The organism is Rhodococcus sp. MurmanLake-1 (assembly GCF_056945715.1).
The window spans coordinates 105,146-127,371 of sequence record NZ_JBWZNF010000001.1 but is presented as its reverse complement, the minus strand read 5'-3'; the positions used below and the strand labels follow the sequence as shown (position 1 = coordinate 127,371).

23 protein-coding genes are annotated in these 22,226 nt (G+C 63.0%); 4 read left to right on the top strand and 19 right to left on the bottom strand.

Features of this window, described 5'->3' with window-relative positions:
* Positions 1-214: 214 nt before the first annotated feature.
* Positions 215-1,174, top strand: coding sequence for a c-type cytochrome biogenesis protein CcsB (gene ccsB / locus AC2ETI_RS00600; RefSeq protein WP_483633440.1), 960 nt, complete (start codon positions 215-217; stop codon positions 1,172-1,174).
* A 13-nt stretch (positions 1,175-1,187) separates the two neighbouring features.
* Here the strand turns inward: ccsB and AC2ETI_RS00595 are convergent, their stop codons facing one another.
* The 8 genes from AC2ETI_RS00595 to dprE2 all read right to left on the bottom strand — a co-directional run bounded on the left by AC2ETI_RS00595 (position 1,188) and on the right by dprE2 (position 7,497).
* The gene (locus AC2ETI_RS00595) at positions 1,188-1,703 is read right to left on the bottom strand and encodes a DUF1990 domain-containing protein (RefSeq protein WP_256064465.1); all 516 of its coding nucleotides are present in this window, start codon (positions 1,701-1,703) and stop codon (positions 1,188-1,190) included.
* Positions 1,703-2,062 (bottom strand): VOC family protein, encoded by a 360-nt coding sequence (locus tag AC2ETI_RS00590; protein ID WP_019748498.1) that lies wholly within the window; start codon positions 2,060-2,062, stop codon positions 1,703-1,705. The genes AC2ETI_RS00595 and AC2ETI_RS00590 overlap by 1 nt, the downstream gene beginning before the upstream one ends.
* Positions 2,063-2,072: 10 nt before the next feature.
* The gene (locus tag AC2ETI_RS00585; protein ID WP_019748499.1) at positions 2,073-2,714 is read right to left on the bottom strand and encodes a ScbR family autoregulator-binding transcription factor; all 642 of its coding nucleotides are present in this window, start codon (positions 2,712-2,714) and stop codon (positions 2,073-2,075) included.
* Positions 2,715-2,873: 159 nt separating this feature from the next.
* Positions 2,874-3,794, bottom strand: a complete 921-nt coding sequence (locus tag AC2ETI_RS00580) for a HAMP domain-containing protein (protein ID WP_230091155.1) — start codon at positions 3,792-3,794, stop codon at positions 2,874-2,876.
* A gap of 145 nt (positions 3,795-3,939) precedes the next feature.
* A complete protein-coding gene (locus AC2ETI_RS00575; RefSeq protein WP_256064464.1) occupies positions 3,940-4,686 on the bottom strand; it encodes a cobalt-precorrin-6A reductase in 747 nt (248 codons plus the stop codon).
* Positions 4,687-4,709: 23 nt separating this feature from the next.
* Complete coding sequence (gene cobM, locus AC2ETI_RS00570; RefSeq protein WP_080910369.1) at positions 4,710-5,459, bottom strand: precorrin-4 C(11)-methyltransferase; 750 nt, start codon at positions 5,457-5,459, stop codon at positions 4,710-4,712.
* Positions 5,456-6,739, bottom strand: coding sequence for a precorrin-6y C5,15-methyltransferase (decarboxylating) subunit CbiE (gene cbiE, locus AC2ETI_RS00565; RefSeq protein WP_283308854.1), 1,284 nt, complete (start codon positions 6,737-6,739; stop codon positions 5,456-5,458). The genes cobM and cbiE overlap by 4 nt, the downstream gene beginning before the upstream one ends.
* Positions 6,736-7,497, bottom strand: a complete 762-nt coding sequence (dprE2, locus tag AC2ETI_RS00560) for a decaprenylphospho-beta-D-erythro-pentofuranosid-2-ulose 2-reductase (RefSeq protein ID WP_256064461.1) — start codon at positions 7,495-7,497, stop codon at positions 6,736-6,738. The genes cbiE and dprE2 overlap by 4 nt, the downstream gene beginning before the upstream one ends.
* Positions 7,498-7,527: 30 nt before the next feature.
* Between dprE2 and AC2ETI_RS00555 the strand changes: the two genes are divergently transcribed.
* Positions 7,528-7,953 carry a PPOX class F420-dependent oxidoreductase gene (locus AC2ETI_RS00555; protein ID WP_019748505.1) on the top strand — a complete coding sequence of 142 codons (426 nt, stop codon included), beginning with the start codon at positions 7,528-7,530 and terminating at the stop codon, positions 7,951-7,953.
* Here AC2ETI_RS00555 and AC2ETI_RS00550 read toward each other — a convergent pair whose 3' ends face one another.
* Entirely contained in the window at positions 7,954-9,090 is a 1,137-nt protein-coding gene (locus tag AC2ETI_RS00550) for a M24 family metallopeptidase (protein WP_020969665.1), read from the bottom strand.
* 37 nt (positions 9,091-9,127) lie between these two features.
* Here AC2ETI_RS00550 and AC2ETI_RS00545 point away from each other — a divergent pair, with 37 nt between their 5' ends.
* Positions 9,128-10,093, top strand: a complete 966-nt coding sequence (locus AC2ETI_RS00545; protein ID WP_069146631.1) for a 5'-3' exonuclease — start codon at positions 9,128-9,130, stop codon at positions 10,091-10,093.
* A 4-nt stretch (positions 10,094-10,097) separates the two neighbouring features.
* Here the strand turns inward: AC2ETI_RS00545 and AC2ETI_RS00540 are convergent, their stop codons facing one another.
* The 7 genes from AC2ETI_RS00540 to pafA form a co-directional block, all read right to left on the bottom strand.
* A complete protein-coding gene (locus tag AC2ETI_RS00540; protein WP_020907805.1) occupies positions 10,098-10,931 on the bottom strand; it encodes a DUF4333 domain-containing protein in 834 nt (277 codons plus the stop codon).
* Between the two features lie 52 nt (positions 10,932-10,983).
* Complete coding sequence (locus tag AC2ETI_RS00535; RefSeq protein ID WP_397510310.1) at positions 10,984-13,695, bottom strand: DEAD/DEAH box helicase; 2,712 nt, start codon at positions 13,693-13,695, stop codon at positions 10,984-10,986.
* A gap of 48 nt (positions 13,696-13,743) precedes the next feature.
* Positions 13,744-14,772, bottom strand: a complete 1,029-nt coding sequence (gene tatC / locus AC2ETI_RS00530; RefSeq protein ID WP_019748510.1) for a twin-arginine translocase subunit TatC — start codon at positions 14,770-14,772, stop codon at positions 13,744-13,746.
* Positions 14,773-14,845: 73 nt separating this feature from the next.
* Positions 14,846-15,121 carry a Sec-independent protein translocase subunit TatA gene (gene tatA, locus AC2ETI_RS00525; RefSeq protein WP_003944836.1) on the bottom strand — a complete coding sequence of 92 codons (276 nt, stop codon included), beginning with the start codon at positions 15,119-15,121 and terminating at the stop codon, positions 14,846-14,848.
* A 134-nt stretch (positions 15,122-15,255) separates the two neighbouring features.
* On the bottom strand, positions 15,256-16,233 hold the full coding sequence (locus AC2ETI_RS00520; RefSeq protein ID WP_021344321.1) for a helix-turn-helix transcriptional regulator: 978 nt from the start codon (positions 16,231-16,233) through the stop codon (positions 15,256-15,258).
* Complete coding sequence (locus AC2ETI_RS00515) at positions 16,233-17,246, bottom strand: helix-turn-helix transcriptional regulator (RefSeq protein WP_046378583.1); 1,014 nt, start codon at positions 17,244-17,246, stop codon at positions 16,233-16,235. Before AC2ETI_RS00515 ends, AC2ETI_RS00520 begins: the two co-directional genes overlap by 1 nt.
* A gap of 110 nt (positions 17,247-17,356) precedes the next feature.
* Positions 17,357-18,715: a Pup--protein ligase gene (pafA, locus tag AC2ETI_RS00510; RefSeq protein ID WP_007729869.1), complete on the bottom strand. Its 1,359-nt coding sequence runs from the start codon at positions 18,713-18,715 to the stop codon at positions 17,357-17,359.
* A 144-nt stretch (positions 18,716-18,859) separates the two neighbouring features.
* Here pafA and AC2ETI_RS00505 point away from each other — a divergent pair, with 144 nt between their 5' ends.
* On the top strand, positions 18,860-20,278 hold the full coding sequence (locus tag AC2ETI_RS00505) for a phosphatase PAP2 family protein (RefSeq protein ID WP_021344323.1): 1,419 nt from the start codon (positions 18,860-18,862) through the stop codon (positions 20,276-20,278).
* A 37-nt stretch (positions 20,279-20,315) separates the two neighbouring features.
* Here the strand turns inward: AC2ETI_RS00505 and prcA are convergent, their stop codons facing one another.
* The 3 genes from prcA to AC2ETI_RS00490 are packed head-to-tail and all read right to left on the bottom strand — an operon-like array spanning position 20,316 to position 22,149.
* On the bottom strand, positions 20,316-21,083 hold the full coding sequence (gene prcA / locus AC2ETI_RS00500; protein WP_019748514.1) for a proteasome subunit alpha: 768 nt from the start codon (positions 21,081-21,083) through the stop codon (positions 20,316-20,318).
* Positions 21,080-21,958 (bottom strand): proteasome subunit beta, encoded by an 879-nt coding sequence (prcB, locus tag AC2ETI_RS00495; protein ID WP_019748515.1) that lies wholly within the window; start codon positions 21,956-21,958, stop codon positions 21,080-21,082. The genes prcA and prcB overlap by 4 nt, the downstream gene beginning before the upstream one ends.
* The gene (locus AC2ETI_RS00490) at positions 21,955-22,149 is read right to left on the bottom strand and encodes a ubiquitin-like protein Pup (RefSeq protein WP_003944925.1); all 195 of its coding nucleotides are present in this window, start codon (positions 22,147-22,149) and stop codon (positions 21,955-21,957) included. The genes prcB and AC2ETI_RS00490 overlap by 4 nt, the downstream gene beginning before the upstream one ends.
* Positions 22,150-22,226 lie beyond the last annotated feature (77 nt).

Below are 22,226 nucleotides of genomic sequence, written 5' to 3'. Positions count from 1 at the left end.
GATCCGTGAACACGAGTGGGAGCACCCACATGGTTACAGCGTTCATGGGTCTCACCTCCTGGCGTGTTGTCACGGTCTCGCACAAGCTATCAATCCGAACCGAAGCTAGTCCAATCATTTTCCGGACCACTGATCCGACAGACGGCCCTGCCAGTTCTACGATCGTGTGTAGTAGATTCCAAATGACAACCAACCGGTCGTTATGAGGAGCCTGATGTCGGTCGATCCAGTTCTCGCGCAGTACAGCGACTACGCCTTCGCGTCGTCTTTCGCGATTTACGTTCTCGCCCTGGTTCTTTCCGTCGTCGACTTCGCCAGCGCACCCCTCTCTGCCACAGTGCGACCGGCACTCGCACATGCCGGAAGTGCATCGAATCCGGCGTTGCCCGGCCGGATCGCATTGCCGCCGAATCGAACCCGCGCCCATCGTGCGGGTCGCGCTGCCATGTCTCTCATCGTCGTCGCCCTGGTGCTCAACGTCACCGCGCTTGCACTTCGCGGCATCTCGACGCACCGATGGCCTCTCGGAAACCTCTACGAGTACGCGCTTTTCCTCAGCGCGGCATTGGTGGCATGCTGGCTGGCCATTCTGCGGCGGTACCCGATTCGATCGTTGACCATCTTCGTTCTGTCACCCACCGTGGTGCTTCTGTTCGTCGCCGCCGCAAGCATGTATGCCGAGGCAGCGCCGGTCGTACCCGCTCTTCGTTCGTACTGGATCGGCGTGCACGTCACGATCATCGTCGCCGCCTCCGGCATCCTTACGTTCGCAAGTGCGGTCAGCGCACTTTTCATGATTGCCGAGGTGGGTCCGCAGTCGAAGAAACGCGCGTTGCGTTGGATTGCGGCACGACTGCCGTCATCCGAATTGCTTGACCGCGTGGCCTACCGAACAACGGTCGTCGGGTTCCCATTGTTCAGCATCGGGGTGATCTGCGGGGCGATCTGGGCGGAAGCCGCGTGGGGACGTTTCTGGGGCTGGGACCCCAAAGAGACGGTCTCGTTCATCTCCTGGGTTCTCTATGCCGCGTACCTCCATGCGCGCGCTACCGCAGGGTTGAAGAACATGCGTGCGGCATGGATCAATGTTGCTGCGCTCGCAACCATGCTTTTCAACATGTTTGCAATCAACTACGTCGTGTCGGGATTGCACTCGTACGCTGGATTGAATTGACGCCTACAACGGGTCAAACCCGCGATCGGTCGACGCTCGCGCGGACGGCACGGATGTAGCGGCGCGTCACAAACGCCTGAACTCGACGTCCGATCGGAGCGCCGAGACGCACCCACCACGTTCCAGGCTTGGAGAATGCGACGATCTCGATACGAACCGCTTGGCTGGTCTCGTCGAACTGGACGACAAACAACTCCTCCCCGCATTCGGGGTGGCCTGCGCGGGTTCCGTACGCGAAGCCCTTGCGATTGGGGTCGTCGACGACATAGACGATCCGAACCGGGATAGTCACCGGACCGAGTCCGAAAGTCGCATCCTGACCTGCCACCGCGGTCGGGGCTGCCGTACGGACGATCAGACCGGCTCCGCGGTGCATTCCCCATTCCAGGACGGTACGAGCTGCGACCTCGAAATCTTCACGTCCGGATCCGACGGTCGCGCTCTCGTGAACGTGGTGATAGCCAGCGGGGAGAACGCCTGCCGTCGCGCCCACCTCGAGGTACGTCAGTCCGCCCGGGCCGGACACCATCACTGCTCGCGTCGGTGGCTGAGGATGTTGATCACGTGACCGTCGGGGTCGGCAGCGAAGAACCTGCGCACACCCCACGGCTCCTCGGTGACGGGGTAGACGATCGTGTCGCCGCGCTGCACCGCGGCCTCGTACGCTGCGTCGAGATCGTCCACCTCGACGGAGACGTCCGGCACGACGGGGGCATGAGCGTCGTGCGTCATGACGCTGATCTGCAAGGACGGATCCGTCGGCGAAGCCAACGTCACGATCCACCCGTGATCCATGACAACTTCGAGGCCCAGCACTTCGGTGTAGAAGCGCTGCGCGGCCTCGAGTGAACTACTCGACAGATCCGAAACTATCCGCGTGACGGCCATGTCCCGCAGGCTACGCCGCCGCCGGAGTCCACCGCGACTTGACGAGGCGCTCGATGTCACCGGAAAGTTCGTCGCTGACGATTCCCGGAAGCAGGATCTGCCACATCTCGTCGACACGATCCGGAAGGTCCGAGCGTCGGGTGAGAACGTTCGAAACCAGCTGTACCCCGGTGAATGCCGAGGGCATGAACCTGCCGAACGATTCTGCGCTGACCGATTTTCGGATTTCACCTTCCGCCTGAGCTCTGGCGGTGAGATCCGTGATTGCCGAGATCCATTCGGCGTACGGTTCCACCGGCCCCTCGTACGTGCTCAGTTCCAGCGTCAGGCGAATGCCCGCGCGAACGATCGGCTCGTCGACAATCTGACGTGCCATTTCGTGCGTGAGCATGATCATCTGTTCCAACGGGTCCTTGCCCGTCGCGGAAATCGCCTGCACCGATTCGATCGAGAGCCGATGCTGTTCGGCAATGATGAATTGCGCGAGCTCGTCCTTCGACGCGAAATGGAAGTACAACGCGCCCTTGGTAGTACCGGCCCCCGAGACTATGTCGGCCATGCTGGTGCTGCCGTAACCAGTCTTCTCGAACTGCGCGGCCGCGCCGGCAACGATTTGCTGCCGAGTCAGCTCGGCGCGTGCTTGCTTGACCACTGAATCCCTCTCGTCCTCCAAAGGCCCCCGCCCAGCAAACCCCACGGTTCGCGCCACACTCCAGCTATACCCAAAAACTTCACAATTGCCCCACATTACCAGCGCTCCTTCCATTGCTTCAATTACGAATGCAACAAAGGCGCTGGTCAGACGTCCGATTTAGAGGGAATCTCCTCTCCCCAACGTGCTTTCGTCAACCCGCGCACGGTCCACCAAGTCTCCGACTAGGAGCGTCAACTCCATCATCTGGTCCGTGATTTCCTCACGCAACTGCGTTGCATCTGCCTCGGAAATCGCGCCGGACTTGGTATCGAAAGACATCAACAACTCGATATTGGTGCGAAGTGCAGTCAACGGAGCCAGAAGGTCCTGGCCCGCTTCGGTGATCAGACTTCTCTGGCGCGCCCGCGATTCCGACAACGTCCCGAGCATCCGATTGAAACTGACTGTCAACGACGCCAACTCGTCGTCGCCGGTCACCGGAATCGGCGCAAGATCATCCGTTTCGGCAACCCGCCGCGTTGCCGCAGTGAGTCGCGCAATTGGTCGTAATCCTGTGCGTGCCACAGCATCTCCGGCCGCATAGGCGAGTGCGATGCCGGCCGCCCCGAGTGCCGCCAACACCACTGCGAGTCGCTTGAGGACCGAACGGGTCGGCCCCAAGGATTGGGCGACAACCAAAGTTTGGCCCGCAACCGAGGGCTCGACAAGAATTCGATACGCATCGACGGTTGCGATCGTCTGCGACGAATTGCCGTCTGCGATCGACCTGATGGCGTCTGCGCTGGTGCTGAACGGCGGCAGACCGGGGGTCGCCGTCACCAAGGCGCCGTCGGCAGTGAGAAGCCCCACCGCCTGGATGACCGCTGTATCCGCGCCGGCCGTCAATCCCAGAACCGGTGTGACACCGCCGAAATTGACGGTGTCGGTGATCGCGTCACTCGTGCGCTCGAGTTGTCGATCGACGTTGCCTTGCAAATACGCGTTGAACACGATGTACACCGCCGACGCCGACACGATCACCGCGATCGCCACCAGCCCTGCAGTCAGCAATTTTACGCGCGCGTGGAGCGTCCGCACGTGAATTCCCGATGGTTTTCGACGGCTCATTCCGGGAACCGACACTCTCATGCGCGGTCCCGCAGTGCGGCGTCGAAAGATCCCAACATCCCTCCAGTATGGTCACGGAACCTTAGACGAACCTGAAGCGAACGCGATGTCGGCCTCACAGCGCCGTTCCACTACCGAAAGCCGTGAGCCAGTCCACCGCCCCGGCTTCGGTGTCGAATGCCGGAGCGGTCGCCGGGATCGGTGGTCGTTCGACGACGATCACCGGGATCGACAATTGCCTGGCGGCGGCGATCTTTGCGTACGTCTGCTCGCCGCCACTGTTCTTGGTGATCACGACGTCGATGCCGTGAGTTCTCATCAGATCGACTTCCGCTTCGACGTCGAATGGGCCACGTGCGAGCAGCAATTGCGAATGAGGCGGCAATGTCCCTGAAGGCGGATCGATGGAACGCACGAGAAACGAGACGTTCTTCACGCGGTCGAACGCCGAAACTCCTTGCCTCCCGATCGTCAGAAAAGCGCGTGAGCCGATCGTCGGCACCAATTCTGCGGCGTGATCGAGATCGCGTACCGGAAGCCAGGTGTCGCCGGGTTGCTCGCGCCACGGGGGGCGTCGGTACATGGCGTACGGAACGGAATTCGCGAGGCACGCGTCGAATGCATTTTTGGTGATGCGAGCGGCAAACGGATGTGTGGCGTCCAGCACTGCACGAATATCGTTGTTCGACAACCACTCCGAGAGGCCTTCGGCTCCCCCGAACCCACCGATGCGTACTTCCCCCTCCGGCCATCGAGGATCACGAACCCGGCCGGCCAGCGATGTGACAACTTCGAGGTCGGTTGAACCGGCCAACCGAGAAGCGATCACTCGACCTTCACCCGTGCCGCCGAGCAGGAGCACGCGATGACGAGTACCCGTCGGGGTCAGTGTGTGCTTCTCTCACGCGCCGCCGAGTAGAGATAGCTGTCCGGGAATCCTTCAGCAGTCAACACTCGGCCGACGATCACAACGGCCGTCTTCGTGATGCCGGCTGCATGAACAAGTTCGACGATCGTCTTCAAAGTGCCTCGAACAACGATCTCCTCGGGCCGCGAGGCGAAGGCGACGACCGCCACCGGGCAGTCCTCGCCGTAATTGTCGGCCAACTCGGATGCGATCTGTTCGATGCGATGAGCGCCGAGGTGAACCACCATCGTTGCGCCGCTGCGGCCCAGGGACCGCAGATCCTCGCCCTCCGGCATTGCCGTCGACAAGGTGGAGACTCGGGTGAGAACAATGGTCTGCGAGACGCCTGGGACGGTCAACTCACGCCCCAGTGCAGCTGCTGCCGCGGTAAATGCAGGAACACCGGGAATCATGTCGAAATCGACACCCGCGGCGTCCAGGCGACGAGCCTGCTCGGCCACCGCGCTGAAGATCGACGGATCACCGGAGTGCAGACGCGCGACGTCCAGCCCGGCGGAATCCGCTTCGACAAGGATTGCGGTGATCTCGTCCAGGCTCAGGCGAGCAGTGTCCACGACCTGCGCCCCGACCGGGCACCACTCGAGCAACTCCGCCGGGACAAGGCTGCCGGCGTACAAGCACACAGGGCTCGCAGCGATGATGCGTTGCGCGCGGACAGTGATCAGATCTGCCGCACCGGGACCCGCACCGATGAAATGAACGGTCATTGTGTGGATTCCTCCGGCGTATCTGTGTCTGCGCTTGCAGACGGCTGACTTTTTGTGACGGACCATTGGACCACCGGAAGTTGCGGTCGCCAAACGTTGAACGCGCCCAAAGGCTCGGCGCGCTGCACCTGAAAGCGTCGCAGCGTCCCACCATGGCGACTCATCCAGCCGAGCAGCAACGATTCGGACTCGGCGGTCACGGCGTTGGCAACCAGACGCCCGCCCACGCTCAACTGCTCCCAGCACGCTTCGAGCATTCCCGGTTGCGTGACGCCGCCGCCGACGAACACCGCATCGGGACGCCGAACCTCTTCCGCAAACGCCTCGGGCGCGGTCGCTTTCACTGCCAACGCAGGCACGCCGAGATTGATTGCATTGGCACCGATCTGCGATACCCGGCTCGCCACCTTCTCGAATGCTGTTGCAGTGCAACGCGGGTGGGTTCTCATCCACTCGATGGCGACGGTTCCCGACCCTCCGCCGACGTCCCAGAGGTGTTCTCCCGGCGCCGGTGCGAGTGCACACAACGTCAATGCGCGGATCTCCTGCTTGGTCATCTGACCGTCGCCGACAAAGGCAGCATCCGGTAGACCCGGGATTCGAGTCAGCCGCAACGGATGATCGACCGAGATGCACTCGACGGCCAGAACGTTCAACGCGTCCACGTCCTCGTCCGCGTGATCCCACTCGTCTGCCACCGTGACGGTCCGCGATTCCTCGGCCCCGCCCAGCTGGGCCAGCACGGTCACGATCGATCGTCCGAAGCCCGCGCCGGACAACAGACGAGCCACCTCCCCCGGTGTCGAGCGCCCGTTGCTCAGAACCAACAGGCGCGCGCCATCGACCACTGCCGCCAAGACGGTCGCCGAGTCTCGGTTCACCAGGCTCACGACGTCGACCTCGGCCGATGCCCATCCCATTCGCGCGCTCGCCAACGCCACCGACGACGGGTGCGAGATCACTCGCACGTTGTCCGCGCCGAGCAGCCGGACCAACGTGACGCCGAGGCCGTGGAACATCGGGTCACCGCTGGCGAGCACACATACTTTGCGGTCCGCGTTCTCGGCGAACATCGACGGCAACGCCGGAATCATCGGAGACGGCCAGGTGAGCCTGGTGGGCGCACGCCGTGCCCCGAGATGTGCCGCCGGGACCAAGTCCAGCTGGCGCGGCGACCCCATCAGGACCTCCGCACCGAGGATTGCACCCTGCGCGCTCTCGGACAGCCCTTCCCAGCCGTCGGCGCCGATGCCGACGATCACCACCGGGTGTGCGGTCATCGCGGCATCCGGCGCCAGATCGTCTGAGGCAGAAGCCGCATGACGAAGAACACCGGCTGCAGAATTCGCGGAACCCACACCCGAGTCGCCCCGGAGTTCAGTCCCCGTACGACGGCGTCGGCGACCTGCGACGGAGTGCTCGACATCGGGGCAGGCGACATTCCGTCGGTCATCTTCCCGATGACGAACCCTGGCCGTACCAACATCAACTGCACGCCCGAACCGTGCAGCGCGTCGCCCAGACCGCTGGCAAAACCTTCCAAGCCGGCCTTTGCGCTCCCGTAGACGTAGTTGGCGCGGCGAACCCGAACGCCGGCGACGGACGAGAACACCACGATCTTTCCGGTTCCCTGTCGGCGCATGATCTCCGCGAGGTGCGTGAGGATGCTGATCTGCGCCACGTAGTCGGTGTGCACCACCGCGACCGCATGCGCCGCGTCGGTTTCGGCACGCGCCTGATCGCCGAGAATTCCGAAGGCCAGTACTGCAACCGAAATCCGACCGTGCTCGGCGACTACGGCGTCCAGGAGGTCTCCGTGCGTGTCGACGGCGTCGGCGTCGAACTCGACGGTGGAGACGCCGACCGCTCCGGCGTTCCTGAGCATCTGCTCCTGCTCCGACAGCTCGCCGCTGCGTCTGGCAGCCAGAACGATGTTGCGGCCCGGCGCGAGCCTGACCGCGATCTCGAGGCCGATCTCACTTCGTCCGCCGAGGAGCAGTACCGTCTCGATGTCATTCACGTTCGCACCCGCAGTCACCGCTCCAGTGTCCTGGATTACCGTCGTGGCATGACGCTCACCCCCTCCACCACGCCATCGGCACAGCAGACTCTCACCGAAGACGGGCTGAAGTTCGTCGGTGAATACCACCTCGCGACACTCACGACGTTGCGTCCGAACGGCACCCCACACGTCGTGGCCGTCGGGTTCACCTGGGACCAGGAAGCCGGAAAGGCGCGCGTGATCACCAGCGGTGGTTCACAGAAGGCGATAAACGCAGCGCGTGGCGGATACGCCGCAGTCAGTTCGGTCGACGGTGGTCGCTGGCTCACGCTCGAAGGGCCGGCACGCGTGCTCGCCGACGAGGACTCCGTGGCCGACGCCGTTCGGCGCTATGCCGAGCGGTACCGCCAGCCACGGGTCAACCCAGCGCGCGTGGTCATCGAAATCGACGTCACCCGCATCCTCGGGTCCGCGGCGTTCAAGGAAAGCTGATCAGCCGAGGACAGTCAGGCCGTGCGGACGGTTGTTGAACGACTCGCAACCGTCCGCGGTCACGACGACGATGTCCTCGATACGGGCACCCCAACTGCCGCGGAAGTAGATTCCCGGTTCGATGCTGAAGGCCATACCTTCGACGAGTTCGATGGTGTTGCCCTCGACGATGTACGGCTCCTCGTGCACGGACAGCCCGATACCGTGACCGGTGCGGTGAACGAAGACCTCCGCAAGACCTTGTGCGGCAAGCACTTCGCGGGCGGCAACGTCGACGGATTCTGCGGATACTCCTGGCCGCACCGAATCGACGGCAGCCTGCTGTGCCGCTTCGAGTACCGCGAACTGCGCTGATACCTCGGCGGACGGCTGCCCCATGCTGTACGTGCGGGTGGAATCCGAGTTGTAGCCGGGCTCGACCGGTCCGCCGATGTCGATCACCACGATATCGCCGCTCTCGATCACCCGGTCCGAAACCTCGTGATGCGGATCGGCGCCGTGCGGGCCTGATCCGACGATCACAAACGCGGCCTCGGTGTGCCCCTCTTCGAGAATCGCCTCCGAAATTGCCTCGCCCACTTCGGCTTCCGTACGGCCGACGATCAAGAACTCGGCCATGCGGGCGTGAACACGGTCGATCGCCGCACCGGCCCGTCGCAACGCCTCGATCTCGGCGTCGTCCTTGACCATCCGCAATTCACGCAATACGCCGGTAGCGAGGATCGGCAACGCGCCCAAGGTGTCTGCGAGCGGGATCAGGTGCAATGCAGGCATCGCATCCGTCACCGCAACCTTGGCGCCGGTCGGGAGTTGCGCCGCCACAATCGCATACGGGTCGACACCGTCGACCCAGTCGAGGACGGTCAGCCCGAGATCGCCCACCGCCGATTCCTTCAACGACGCCAACTCCAAGCGAGGAAGCACGACAGACGCCTTCGCCGTGTCCGCAGCGATGACCAACGCGGTCAAGCGCTCGAACGAGTCGGCTCGAGAACCCGTCAGGTACCGCAGATCCGGGCCTGGAGTCACCACCAGACCGTCGAGTCCTGCTGATCGAGCCAACTCCGCGGCGCGAGCGATACGTGCGCCGTAGACGGCGCTGGAGAATCGGGAATCCTGTTCGGCTGGAGACGTCATGGCTTACAGGTTAGTGCCGACTGGCAGGATGGTGACCATGAGTGGGCCATTGCTTCTCCTCGACGGTGCCAGCCTGTGGTTTCGTGCGTTCTACGCGCTGCCCGAGTCATTCGTCGACCCCGACGGAAGACCTGTCAACGCCGTGCGCGGTTTCACTGACATGGTGGCTTCCCTGATCACCAAACACCAGCCGAGTCGTCTCGCGGTGTGCCTGGACTTGGATTGGCGACCGCAGTTCCGCGTCGATGCAGTCCCGACGTACAAAGCGCATCGCGTCGAAGAAGGCTCTGACGGTTCGTCCGAAGAAGTTCCGGACACGTTGACGCCTCAGGTCGACATGATCATGGACGTGCTCGCAGCAGCAGGAATCGCGACGGCGGGTGCCGTCGGACTCGAAGCCGACGACGTGCTGGGAACGCTTGCCGCCACCGAGCGCGAAGATCTCACCGTCGTCGTCAGTGGTGACCGAGACCTTCTGCAGGTCGTCACCGACGAGTACGTGCCCGTTCGTGTCCTCTACGTGGGCCGTGGCTTGTCCAAGGCCGAACTCTTCGGACCGGTCGAGGTTGCCGAGAAGTACGGAGTACCCGGTGATCGTGCGGGCGAGGCATACGCCGAACTCGCGGTACTGCGCGGAGACGCCTCCGACGGTCTACCCGGCATCAAGGGTGTCGGTGAGAAGACTGCGTCGACGCTGATGCTGCGCTACGGCTCGTTGGCCGGACTTCGCGCGGCCGCAGCTGATCCGGAATCCGACATGGCCAAGGGGATTCGCGCAAAACTCACCTCACCAGAGGCCATCGCTTACCTTGATGCTGCGTTGCCGGTAGTACGAGTGGTTCGCGACGCGGACGTTCAGTTCTCGAAGGACGACCAACTCCCGGCGACCCCCGCCGATCCCGCACGCTTCGAGGAAGTGGCGGCCTCGCTGAACATCGAGCGCTCTGCCGGACGGCTTGCCGCCGCGCTCGCGGCTGCGGCGGCAGGCCGTTCCGACCAGTAGAGCGTCAGCTCGGGCGGCTGACCTCGTACGTGCCGTTGTCGTCGACAAACGTCACAGTCACGTTCGACTTCACACCCGCGATCGAAAGCGTGCAGGTGAACTTGTTGCCTGACTTGACTTCCTGATCCGCGGGGCACTGAACATTGCTCACGTTCTTTGCCCCGTAGGACTCGGTGACGATCTTCTCGACGCCGGCCTGAGCCGCGCTCTGATCGAGTGTGTTCTTGCCGAAGACACCGAACACCAGGGCCACCACGACAGCAGCAAGAACGACGAGAACACCGATCGCACCGAAGATCAAGGGCTTCTTCGACTTACCCGACTGGTTTCCGGGCGCACCGGGACTCGGGAACGGCTGAGCCTGGTTCCACTGATTCTGCTGTCCCGGCGCTTGGCCGGGAGCGGCGGCGCCCCATGCCTGCTGAGGTGCGGCAGCAGGCGGCTGACCCCAGGCCTGGGTTGCGTCAGGTGCCTGCTGTTGCCCGGGCTGACCCCACGGCTGAGCGGGAGGCTGCTGCTGGGGTTGTCCCCACGGCTGTTGCTGGCCGGGTTGTCCTTGTCCAGGTTGCTGCGGCTGACCGTACGCAGGCTGACCACCAGGCTGCCCGGGCTGGCCGTAGGCAGGTTGTCCCCACGGCTGTTGCTGGCCGGGTTGTTGACCGGGCTGCGGTGTTTGACCAGGCTGACCCCACGGCTGCTGCTGGCCGGGCTGCTGACCAGGCTGCTGCTGACCGCCCGGCTGCTGAGGATTCTGCCCCCACTGCTGCTCGTTCGGCTGCTGCTGATCACCAGGACCCCATTGCCGATTCGGATCGTTCGGTCCGTAAGGCCCGCTCATGTTCGCCTCCCACTCGAAATACCAGTCTGCGAATCAAACCACATAGTTGCGGTCATGCTGCGTCGACAGCAACTACCCCGCGACGAATTGCAGCTACCGCCCGCGCCGCAGTCTTCGCGACGTCGGCATCCGTCGATGTCAGGCGGACCTGATCGAGGAGATCGATCACCTGACGACACCAACGTACAAAGTCACCCGCAGACAACGCACGGCCCTGCACTCCGGCCGCGATCAGTGCGTCGACAAGCGAGTTCTCACTCGCCCAGTGATAAACGGCGGTGACGAATCCGAGATCCGGTTCCCGCGTCGGCGGCAGCTTGTGACGAATCTCGTCCGACCGCAGTTCGCTCCACAATCGTTGAGTGTCGTTGAGGGCGTGACGAAGCGCCGCTGTCGGCACCCGATCAACGGTGTCGCCGTCCCGACGTGATTCGTAGACCGCCGAGGAGACGACGGCCGCCAACTCGGCCGGGCTGAGACCTGTCCACGCCCCGGTCCGCAGGCACTCGGCGACCAGAAGGTCGCTTTCGGAGTAGATGCGGCTGAGTCGTCGTCCGGATTCGGTGACTTCGGGCGCTGCTTCGGCAGTCATGTACTCACGTTCTTTGAGTAGCGCAATGATGCGGTCGAACGTCCGCGCCAACGAGTTGGTGGTGGCCGCTGCCTTTTCCCTCATCGACTGCGTTTCCCGGGCCAGCCGGTTGTAGCGCTCACCGATCCGGCTCAGATGTTCACGATCGGGCCAGCTGTGGCACGGATGCGAGCGAATAGCGCGTCGCAAAGTAGCGACCTCGGCGTCTTCGGACGCGCCCGCCTTGTGGCGCTTCTTCCGCCGGGGAGCACTGATCCCGGTACTACGCAATGCCGAGGCCAGATCGCGCCGGATCCTTGCGGTGTGGTGATCGACATGCTTGGGCAGGCGCATCTTTCCCAGAACGTCGGCTGCTTCCGGGAAATCACCCGAGGAGAGTCGGCCGGCCCACTGATCGGCAGTCAGAACCAGCGGACGCGGGTCCTTCGGATCGTTGTCCGGGACGAGGACCACTGCCACCCCGGAATGACGACCGATGGGAATTGCGATCACGTCACCGCGGGCGAGTGCACGGAGGGACTCCACCGCATCTCCGCGTCGATCTTCGCGGCCCTTACGTTCGAGCGCGCGCTCGCGCGCACTGAGCCGCTCACGCAACGACGCGTATTCGAAGTATTCGCCGTCCGCACCGCCGAGTTTCTCCTGCAAACCCTTCAGGGCTTCTTCGTTCCGCTCGATGCCACGCACCAGGCCGACCACCGAGCGATCCGCTTGGAATTGTGCGAAGGAACGCTCGAGCAGCTTCCGTGAATCGGCCGCGCCCATGCGTTCGACGAGGTTGATCGACATGTTGTACGAGGGGCGGAACGAACTGCGGAGCGGGAACGTCCGGGTCGACGCCAAGCCGGCGACATCCGTGGGCTCGACCCCGGGCTGCCACAGGACCACAGCGTGCCCTTCGACGTCGATGCCGCGTCGGCCTGCCCGACCGGTCAGCTGCGTGTACTCCCCCGGTGTCAGTTCGGCATGCGATTCACCGTTGTACTTGACCAGACGTTCGAGGACCACCGTGCGTGCCGGCATGTTGATGCCGAGGGCCAGCGTCTCGGTCGCGAAGACCGCACGCACGAGACCTTTGACGAACAGTTCCTCGACTGTCTGGCGAAATGCCGGCAACATGCCTGCATGGTGAGAGGCCAGTCCGCGTCGCAGTGCCTTGCACCAGTCCCGATATCCGAGAACTTCGAGATCCTCCTCGGGTAGTTCCCCGGTGTGTTTCTCGATGATGGTGTCGATCTCGCGAACCTGCTCCGGCGAAGTCAGATCCAGTCGGGACCGCAGGCACTGTGCAAGAGCCGCATCACAACCGGCGCGGCTGAAGATGAAGGTGATGGCCGGGAGCAGTCCGGACTGGTCCAGCTGCGCGATGACGTCAGGTCGTGGCAAGGGTCGGAAATCGTTGGAACTCTGGTAGCTGCCACGACGCCCGCGGCCACGCGGCTGCCAGCTCTCGACGCGTTCGAGAGCCTGACGCTGCTTGACGTGGCGAACCAGATCCTGATCGACGAGCACGGTCTTCGGCCCAGCGGCAGGATGACTGCGGCTGTCGAAGAGATCGAAGATCCGTCGACCGACCATGATGTGCTGCCACAGCGGGATCGGCCGCGTCTCGTCGACGACCACGGTGGTGTCGCCGCGGACGGTTTCCATCCAGGAGCCGAATTCTTCGGCATTGCTCACGGTCGCCGACAAACTCACCAGCCGAACATCCTCGGACAGGTGCAGGATCACTTCCTCCCACACCGCACCACGGAACCGGTCCGCCAGGTAGTGCACTTCGTCCATGACTACGTGCGAAAGCCCGCGCAGTGCCTCGGAATTTGCGTAGAGCATGTTCCGCAGGACTTCAGTGGTCATGACGACCACCGGTGCGTCGGAGTTGATACTCGAATCACCCGTCAGCAGGCCGACCTCGCTCGGGCCGTACCGCTCGACGAGTTCTGCGTACTTCTGATTACTCAACGCCTTGATCGGCGTCGTGTAGAAACACTTGCGGCCCGCCGCGAGAGCCAGGTGGACAGCGAACTCGCCGACCACGGTCTTGCCTGCGCCGGTCGGCGCGCAGACAAGGACTCCGTGGCCCGCTTCGAGCGCAACGCATGCCTTCACCTGGAATGGATCGAGTTCGAACTTCAGGCTGGACGCAAACGTGCTCAGTTCACTCTTGTTCATAACCACCTCGTCAGGGTTTCACACGCCGCCGACGTGGTGGCACGGCGCTCAGAGGGTGTCAGTGAAATCCTGACCGGGCGCGTTGTCGCCGCCGGTGTCGGATTTCTCCGCAACCGGAGCCTTGGACTTGGACTTACGTCCGAACAAACCACTCGATTCGGCCTTGGGTTTGGTCGGATTGTCGAAAGCCTCGTTCAGATCGGACGGAGACGAGATGGAGGACGCTTCCTCGTCGGACAGTGCGCCCCAGTCTTCACCGGCTCGCTTGGCCTTACGTTTGTCGTTGAGGCGAGCGATCTGAACAGCGACCTCGAAGAGAAGCGTCAGGGCCAGCGCGAGCGCCAGCATCGAGAACGGATCCGAACCCGGCGTGGCGACTGCAGCAAATACGAAAAGCCCGAAGATCAATCCTCGACGCCAGGCCTTCAAACGCTCGTACGTCAGAATGCCGGCAAAGTTCAGCACGACGACGAGCAGTGGAATTTCGAAGCTGACACCGAAGATGAGCAGCAGGTTGATGATGAAGCCGAAGTACTCCGAACCACTGAGCGCGGTGATCTGGACGTTGTCACCGATGGTCAGGAGGAAGTGCAAAGCCTTCGCCACGACGAGGTACGCCAGGATCGCGCCGAGAATGAAGAGAGCGGCACCAGCGGTGACGAATCCGACCGCGTATCGACGTTCTTTGGCGTAGAGCCCCGGGGTGATGAATGCCCACAATTGGTAAAGCCACACTGGGCAGGCAAGAACGATGCCGGCGGTGAGCGCCACTTTGAATCGCAGCATGAACTGCTCGAACGGCCCGGTCGCCAGCAATCGGCACGCGTCGTCGGTGCTGAGGTTGGCGCGACTCTCGGACGGAAGCTCGCAGTACGGTCCACGAAGCAGATCGCCCAGACTCTCGAGACCGAGTATCGAGTGTGAGTACCAGAAGAAGCCGAACGCCGTGGTGATGATCACGCCGAGGAATGCGAACAACAAACGAGTCCGCAATTCGTACAGGTGGTCGACCAACGACATGGTGCCGTCTGGGTTGACCTTCCGCTTGCGGTTACGCGGATCTAACGGAATACGCACTGTGCATCCTGGTCTTGGTCAGCAGACAACCGGGGTGAACGAATATTTCACCCCGGCTAGAACGCAGTGTGTACTAGAGCGGCTTGACTTCGGTCGGCTGCGCAACAGGTGCTGCTGCACCGTTTGCGACCACCGCGGTGTTGGCCGTCGGCAACTGTGCCGGAGCAGGCTGTGCGACCGGCGCGCTTGCGGGCGCCGCATCGTCGTTCTGCATTTCCTTGACTTCGCTCTTGAAGATGCGGAGTGAACGACCCAGACCGCGTGCTGCATCGGGAAGCTTCTTCGACCCGAACAGAATTACGACGACAACAGCGACAATCAGCCAATGCATCGGCTGCATTGCACCCATAACGACCTCCCATGATCAGATTCCTCGATGCTACCGGACACAACCGGCGCTCGGAGGTGTCAAAGCACTTACTTCAGCTACCTTTTACCTGTTTGTTTCCTGCGAACCCACTGAACGCGGAGTTTCCCCAACTTTTACGAACCGATTACGTCGTAGGCGTCGAGTGCCGCAACGGCCCGATCATGGACTTCGGAGACCAGTTCCGGCGGATGAAGGACCCGAACTCCCTCACCGAATCCCAACACCAGCCTTGCCATCCATTCGAGTGTTCCGAAACTCATCGTCGCCTCGACCGACCCGTCGTCGTTCACGTGCTCGACGTCCATCGGGTAGTAGTCGAGCATCCACACCCACTCTTTGGTGATGAACAACCGTGCTTCCGGAAGGGAACCGTCGCCGCTGAACAACTCGAGATTCGAATCTTCCTCGAGGGCCTGCGGCGGCGGGTCGGCGGGCTCGTCGAGTTGGACGGCGGCATCGATCCGATCGAATCGGAACAACCGCACACCCTCGGCCTGACGGCACCAGGCCTGGAGGTAGCTGTAGTTGTCGACCAACACGATACGAACGGGATCGACGATGCGCTCGGAGACCGCGTCACGCGAGGCCGAATAATACGTCAATCGCAGGGCGGTCTTGTCTGCGAGCGCGGCTCTGACCGTCGCGGCGATCGGGTCTTCGGCGATGTCCGGCGCCGGCGATGTATCCCGGTCCTGACCGATAGCTCGTGCCGCGGCCGAGCCTGCTGCGTCCTCGATCTTCGCGATAGCGCGCTGGGCCGACGACGGATCGACCATGCCCGGCATTTCCACCAACGACCGAAGGGCGATCAGCAATGCCGTCGCTTCGGTAGAGGTGAGGCGCAGCGGGCGATCGATCCCGGCCGAGAACGTGACCTCGATACTTTCCTCGGAGAAGGACAGGTCGATGAGATCGCCGGGACCGTACCCGGGCAGTCCGCACACCCACAGCTGATTCAGATCGGTCATCAGTTGAGTCGTGCTGACGCCGAGTTCCTCGGCCGCCTCGGCGGGACTGATGCCCGGATTCGCGATGAAGTACGGCACGAGGTTGAGCAGCCGTGCCAACCGCGATGACAGTCGATTGCTCATCAGTTGTCCCCCTGTCCGTCATTGCTGGTGGCCAGGCTCGCCGCGGCGGCGCGAAGCTTCGCGACGACCTCAGCACGCAAATCCGGTGGGTCCAACACCAGTGCATCCAAACCGTGACCGGCGATCAACCGAGCGGTCCATTCCCAGGATCGGACGGGAATGGCCAGCACGCTGCCATCACGATCGGTCAGCCGCCGATCGGACGACGACGTCGCAAGCCGCCGAAGCTCATGTGCGCGGCCGTCTGCGACCCAGACCGTGGCGGTTCCGGTGACGACTCCCGATCCGGTCACGCGGTCGACGACCTCGCGAAGATCAACACCTTCGGGTTTGTGAACCGAACCGGCCGGGCCGAACTCCCTGACATCGTCACCGATCCGGGAGAGCCGGAAGGTCCTCACCGCATCACGGTCGACGTCGTGCCCGACCAGATACCACTTGCCGTTGTGCGTGACTACGCCCCACGGCTCGACGGTGCGCTCGGTGAACGGTTCGTTCAACGCGCCGCGGTGCTGAAAATGAACTGCTCGTCCGGCGTCGACGGCTGCAAGCAGCTTGCCGAGCGCGGGCTCCGAACCGCGGGTGCGCGCGGGAATCGCCGTGACCGGCGCGGCACTGACTTCTGAGTCGACCTGGACGCCGGCCGCTCGGAGTTTGAGTAGTGCACTCTGGGCTGCCGAAATCAGTTCCGGCGACTCCCACAACTGCACGGCGACAGCAACCGCAGCAGATTCCTCGCTGGTGAGGTCCACGTCCGGAAGCTCATAAGCGTTGCGATTGATCCGATAACCCTCGACCGTCGAGAACCGTCCTGCCAGACCGGTTTCCAACGGGACACCCAGGTCACGAAGTTCGTTCTTGTCGCGTTCGAACATGCGACTGAACGCTTCGTAGTTCGCGGAATCGTTGTACCCGGCCACACTGTCGCGGATTTTCTCCGCCGTGAGGAACTGTCTGGTGGACAGCAATGCGATCACCAGGTTCATCAACCGCTCGATTTTTGATGTCGCCACGCCGAAATCCTAGTGGCTATCCGATAACCGAACGCGCGCCGGACACTTTCGTGCCCGGCGCGTCGCCGCAAAACAGACCTGCCGTGTTGTAAATCGTGAAAATGGGTGACCTACATCGAAGCGATCAAACGCTCGACGCGCTCGTCGACGGAACGGAACGGATCCTTGCACAGCACCGTTCTCTGCGCCTGGTCGTTGAGCTTGAGGTGAACCCAGTCGACCGTGAAGTCCCTGCCTGCGGCCTGGGCTGCAGTGATGAAGTCGCCTCGCAATTTGGCGCGCGTGGTCTGCGGCGGATTCTCGACGGCATCGTCGATCGTCTCGTCCTCGGTGACCCGCTTGACCAAGCCCTTGCGCTGCAGCACGTCGAAGACACCCCGGCCGCGTTTGATGTCGTGGTACGCCAAGTCGAGCTGCGCGATCTTGGGATCGGACAGGTCGAAACCGTGACGGTCCTGGTAGCGCTGGAACAGCTTGCGCTTGATGACCCAGTCGATTTCCGTGTCGACCTTCGCAAAATCCTGAGCTTCGACGGCATCGAGGGTGCGACCCCACAGGTCGACTACCTGCTCGACCTGCGGGTCCGGTTCGCGGTTACGCAGGTGTTCGACTGCCTTGGCGTGGTATTCGCGTTGAATGTCGAGGGCACTGGCCTGACGACCACCAGCTAGACGGACAGGCTTTTTACCCGTCACGTCGTGACTCACCTCGCGGATGGCACGAATCGGGTTGTCCAAAGCGAAATCGCGGAACGAAACCCCGGCTTCGATCATCTCGAGCACGAGTGCTGCAGAACCGACCTTGAGCATCGTCGTTGTTTCGGCCATGTTCGAATCGCCGACGATCACGTGCAGTCGGCGGTACTTCTCGGCGTCGGCATGCGGTTCGTCGCGGGTGTTGATGATCGGACGCGAGCGCGTGGTCGCCGACGAGACACCTTCCCAGATGTGTTCCGCACGCTGCGAGAGGCAGAACGTCGCGGCCTTCGGCGTCTGCAGCACCTTGCCGGCGCCGCAGATCAACTGGCGCGTGACGAGGAACGGCAACAAGACATCCGAAATGCGGGAGAACTCACCGGCGCGCGCGACGAGAAAGTTCTCGTGGCATCCGTACGAGTTTCCGGCCGAGTCGGTGTTGTTCTTGAAGAGGTAGATGTCGCCGCCGATCCCCTCCTCGGCGAGTCTCGCCTCGGCGTCGATCAGCAGTTCTTCGAGCACTCGCTCACCGGCACGGTCGTGATTGACCAACTGGATGAGGCTGTCGCACTCTGCGGTCGCGTACTCCGGGTGCGAACCCACATCCAGGTACAAGCGGGCTCCGTTACGGAGGAAGACATTGGAGCTGCGACCCCACGACACGACACGACGGAAGAGGTAACGAGCAACCTCGTCGGGGCTCAGTCGCCTGTGCCCGTGAAAGGTGCAGGTAACGCCGAATTCCGTCTCGATACCCATGATTCGTCTCTGCACACTTCGACACTACAACCAGAATGCGAGGTTCACCCGTGTACTTCGATCGCGTCGTAAGTCACGACTCGACAACGTCGGGCGGCGGCATAGTGTGACGGTGTGAGCCTTATTCGCCGAAAAGTTGTCCGAAGCGACGTCAAAGTCATGGAAAGCACTGGAGCACTGCGCCCTTCCGTGCTCGACCCGACCATGCGGTTTCTCTCCAGAGCTGCCGATCACGGCGTTTTGTGGATGGTTGTCGCGGCCTTGCTCGCGATGATCGGTGGCCGCCCCAGGAGGGCAGCGGCACGTGGGATGCTCGCGCTGGCAGGTTCGAGCGCGCTGGCCAACGGCATACTCAAGCCCCTCTTCCCCCGCCGGCGCCCACCGGCGCGTGTCTGGCTGAGCCCGAAGCGAGGCGTCGACATTCCGACGTCGTCCTCGTTCCCCTCCGGGCATTCGTCTTCGGCCGCGGCATTCACCGCGGCAGTGGCCATGGAGTCCCCGGCGGCGGGCGCCGCACTCGCGCCACTGGCCGCAGCAGTGGCGTACTCACGCGTTCACAACGGAGTGCACTGGCCGTCCGACGTCTTCGCAGGCCTCGCGGTCGGCGGCGCAATCGCTGCCGGCACACGTCGTTGGTGGGCGGTGCGAGACGAAGAACCCGCCGAACTCGGACCCGAGTGTGTGGTTCCCGCGCTCGCGCGCGGAGAAGGCTTGTTGGTCTTCACCAATCCTGGTTCAGGCTCCGAGGACGACGGGATCGTGGAATCGATTCGAGAACTGCTACCGGAGGCCATCGTCTACGAGTTCGACGCGGACATCGACTTCGACATGCAGATCGATGCCAAGATCCCCGAACTCTCGCCGAAAGCGTTAGGAGTATGCGGCGGCGACGGAACAGTGGTCACGGTCGCGACCGCGGCGACAAAGCACGAGCTACCACTTGCCGTCTTTCCCGGCGGAACGTTGAACCATTTCGCCCGCGACGTCGGGGCGGTGAATGTCGAGGAGACCGCACAGGCAGTCGAGTCCGGTCAGGCGGCATTTGTCGACCACGCGGTGGTGCGCACGGATTCCGGAGTGACTGCACGGTTTCTCAACACAGCCAGCCTGGGAGGATACCCGGACGCTGTGCGTCTGAGGGAAAAGTGGGAACCGCGTTTCGGTAAGTGGCCGGCCGCTGGTGCTGCAATGATCCGGGTTCTCGCAGCGGCAGAGCCGATGACTGTCACCATCGACGGGAAGCGGACCACCATCTGGATGCTGTTCGTCGGAAACGGGCGATACTCCCCCGCTGATCAGGTGCCGATGTCGCGTCCGGAGATGAACCGTGGACTGCTGGACGTCCGCTACTTGCGCGCGGACAAGAAGTTCTCGCGTTCACGCCTGCTGTTTGCTGCTGCCACAGGAACATTGGGCAGCTCGCGGGTCTACGTTCGCGAACTCGTGTCCTCGATGTCGGTTCGAGTGGCCGATTCACCGGTCGCCATCGCCACCGACGGTGAAGTGGTGGCAGACGCGCGCCGGTTCGATTTCGACACCGAACCGGGCGCGGTGGCCGTCTACAGAATCACTCAGTAACTCCAGACCTGCAGTAACTCCCAGACCGACGCAGCAACTACGAGGGTGCGTCGCCGTTTGCCGGCGGCGCGTCCTCAGTTGCTGCCGGAGTTGGAAGCATCTCTTCCAATGCCGAACCAGCGATTCTTTTGAACGCACGGCGTGGACGGTTGCTGTCGAGAACGGCAACCTCGAGTGCACTCACATCGAGTGTTCGCGGTTCCGCCTCAGTGGTTCCGGCCGGCGCCGGACCGCCCTTTTGAAGCGCCCCGACCGCGAGCCGCACCGCGGATTCGAGGTCGAGGTCTCGCTGGTAGGACTCGCGCATCGCCGTCACGATCGGTTCGGTTGTACCGCCCATGACCACGAATTCCTGCTCGTCCGCGATGGAACCGTCGTACGTGATCCGGTAGAGCTGAGCCGGCGTACTACTCCCGAAACGGCCGATCTCGGCAACGCAGATCTCGACCTCGTACGGCTTGGGCTGCTCGGTGAAGATCGTTCCCAAGGTCTGTGCGTACGCATTGGCGAGGGAACGCCCCGTGACGTCCCGACGGTCGTACGAGTACCCACGCATGTCGGCGTGGACGATGCCCGCGCGGCGCAGATTCTCGAACTCGTTGTACTTGCCCACTGCCGCAAATCCGAGACGGTCGTACAGTTCACTGACCTTGTGCAGCGCCCTCGACGGGTTCTCGGCGACAAAGAGCACTCCGTCGCGGTAGGTGAGAACGACGACGCTGCGTCCGCGGGCAATTCCCTTGCGCGCCAATTCCGAACGATCGCGCATGATCTGTTCGGCTGATGCGTAGTACGGCATCGTCATAGCGCAGACTCCCCTTCCGGACTCGCTGTCGCAGTACGAGCCGCGACGATCTCCCTTGCGATCTCGGCAGCCTTGGCCGTCGACAACTCCACGGCACCGGCCGAGGTGATGGTGACCGCTGTCGGATAGATCCCGCGTGTCAGATCAGGACCACCGGTAGCCGAATCGTCATCTGCCGCGTCGTACAGCGCCTCGACCGCGAACCGAAGCGCGGTGTCCTCGTCGATTCCCGGGGAATACAGCTTCTTGAGCGCCGATTTCGCGAACAGGGAACCGGATCCGACTGCGTGATAGCCCGCGCGCTCCTCGTACCGCCCACCGACGACGTCGTAGGAGACGATGCGACCGGCCCTCGACGGATCGACGGCGTCCAGGTCGTAACCCACGAGCAGTGGCACGACCGCCAAACCTTGCATCGCTGCTCCGAGATTTCCTCGAACCATCGACGAAAGTCGATTGGCCTTGCCGTCGAACGTGAGTGGGACGCCTTCGATCTTCTCGTAATGTTCGAGCTCGACCGCGAAGAGCCGGACCAGTTCGATTGCGATCCCGGCCGTACCGGCGATACCCGCAGCCGAGTAGTCGTCCGTGACGTACACCTTCTGCACGTCACGGCTGGCGATGAGGTTGCCCATCGTCGCTCGGCGATCACCCGCGAGCAGAACACCACCCGCATAGCTGATCGCGACGATGGTGGTGCCGTGCGGAGCTACGTCTCCCCCGCCCATGACAACACCTCCTGTGTCGGCGAAGCGGTTCTGCGGAAGATGCTCCGGTGCATGCACCCGAAGGTATTCCGAGAATGACGACAGATTCGAGCCGAAGCTCAACCGTGTGTCCCCGTCGGTGATCCGGGGCGCGCGATCCACCGTCACTGGCCGCCCTTCTGGACATAGGCACGGACGAAGTCCTCGGCGTTCTCTTCCAACACGTCGTCGATCTCGTCGAGCAGGTCGTCGGTTTCTGCAGCGAGCTTCTCACGACGTTCCTGGCCGGCACTGCCGTCGCCACCAGTGGTTTCGTCGTCTTCGCCGCCACCGGCACGCTGCGTCTGTTCTTGAGCCATCGCCGTCGACCTCCTTGTGTGAAGGGAGCTCTCGCGAGCATCCTGTTCGGCCCAGCAGAGTCGGTAACTGATCCCGC

Excerpts from the sequence above, each read along its gene's own strand:
- ccsB (WP_483633440.1), top strand. The coding sequence starts at position 215 with ATGTCGGTCGATCCAGTTCTCGCGCAGTACAGCGACTACGCCTTCGCG.
- AC2ETI_RS00595 (WP_256064465.1), bottom strand. The coding sequence starts at position 1,703 with ATGGTGTCCGGCCCGGGCGGACTGACGTACCTCGAGGTGGGCGCGACG.
- AC2ETI_RS00590 (WP_019748498.1), bottom strand. The coding sequence starts at position 2,062 with ATGGCCGTCACGCGGATAGTTTCGGATCTGTCGAGTAGTTCACTCGAG.
- cobM (WP_080910369.1), bottom strand. The coding sequence starts at position 5,459 with ATGACCGTTCATTTCATCGGTGCGGGTCCCGGTGCGGCAGATCTGATC.
- cbiE (WP_283308854.1), bottom strand. The coding sequence starts at position 6,739 with ATGACCGCACACCCGGTGGTGATCGTCGGCATCGGCGCCGACGGCTGG.
- AC2ETI_RS00555 (WP_019748505.1), top strand. The coding sequence starts at position 7,528 with ATGACGCTCACCCCCTCCACCACGCCATCGGCACAGCAGACTCTCACC.
- AC2ETI_RS00550 (WP_020969665.1), bottom strand. The coding sequence starts at position 9,090 with ATGACGTCTCCAGCCGAACAGGATTCCCGATTCTCCAGCGCCGTCTAC.
- AC2ETI_RS00545 (WP_069146631.1), top strand. The coding sequence starts at position 9,128 with ATGAGTGGGCCATTGCTTCTCCTCGACGGTGCCAGCCTGTGGTTTCGT.
- AC2ETI_RS00540 (WP_020907805.1), bottom strand. The coding sequence starts at position 10,931 with ATGAGCGGGCCTTACGGACCGAACGATCCGAATCGGCAATGGGGTCCT.
- AC2ETI_RS00535 (WP_397510310.1), bottom strand. The coding sequence starts at position 13,695 with ATGAACAAGAGTGAACTGAGCACGTTTGCGTCCAGCCTGAAGTTCGAA.
- tatA (WP_003944836.1), bottom strand. The coding sequence starts at position 15,121 with ATGGGTGCAATGCAGCCGATGCATTGGCTGATTGTCGCTGTTGTCGTC.
- AC2ETI_RS00520 (WP_021344321.1), bottom strand. The coding sequence starts at position 16,233 with ATGAGCAATCGACTGTCATCGCGGTTGGCACGGCTGCTCAACCTCGTG.
- AC2ETI_RS00505 (WP_021344323.1), top strand. The coding sequence starts at position 18,860 with ATGGAAAGCACTGGAGCACTGCGCCCTTCCGTGCTCGACCCGACCATG.
- prcA (WP_019748514.1), bottom strand. The coding sequence starts at position 21,083 with ATGACGATGCCGTACTACGCATCAGCCGAACAGATCATGCGCGATCGT.
- AC2ETI_RS00490 (WP_003944925.1), bottom strand. The coding sequence starts at position 22,149 with ATGGCTCAAGAACAGACGCAGCGTGCCGGTGGCGGCGAAGACGACGAA.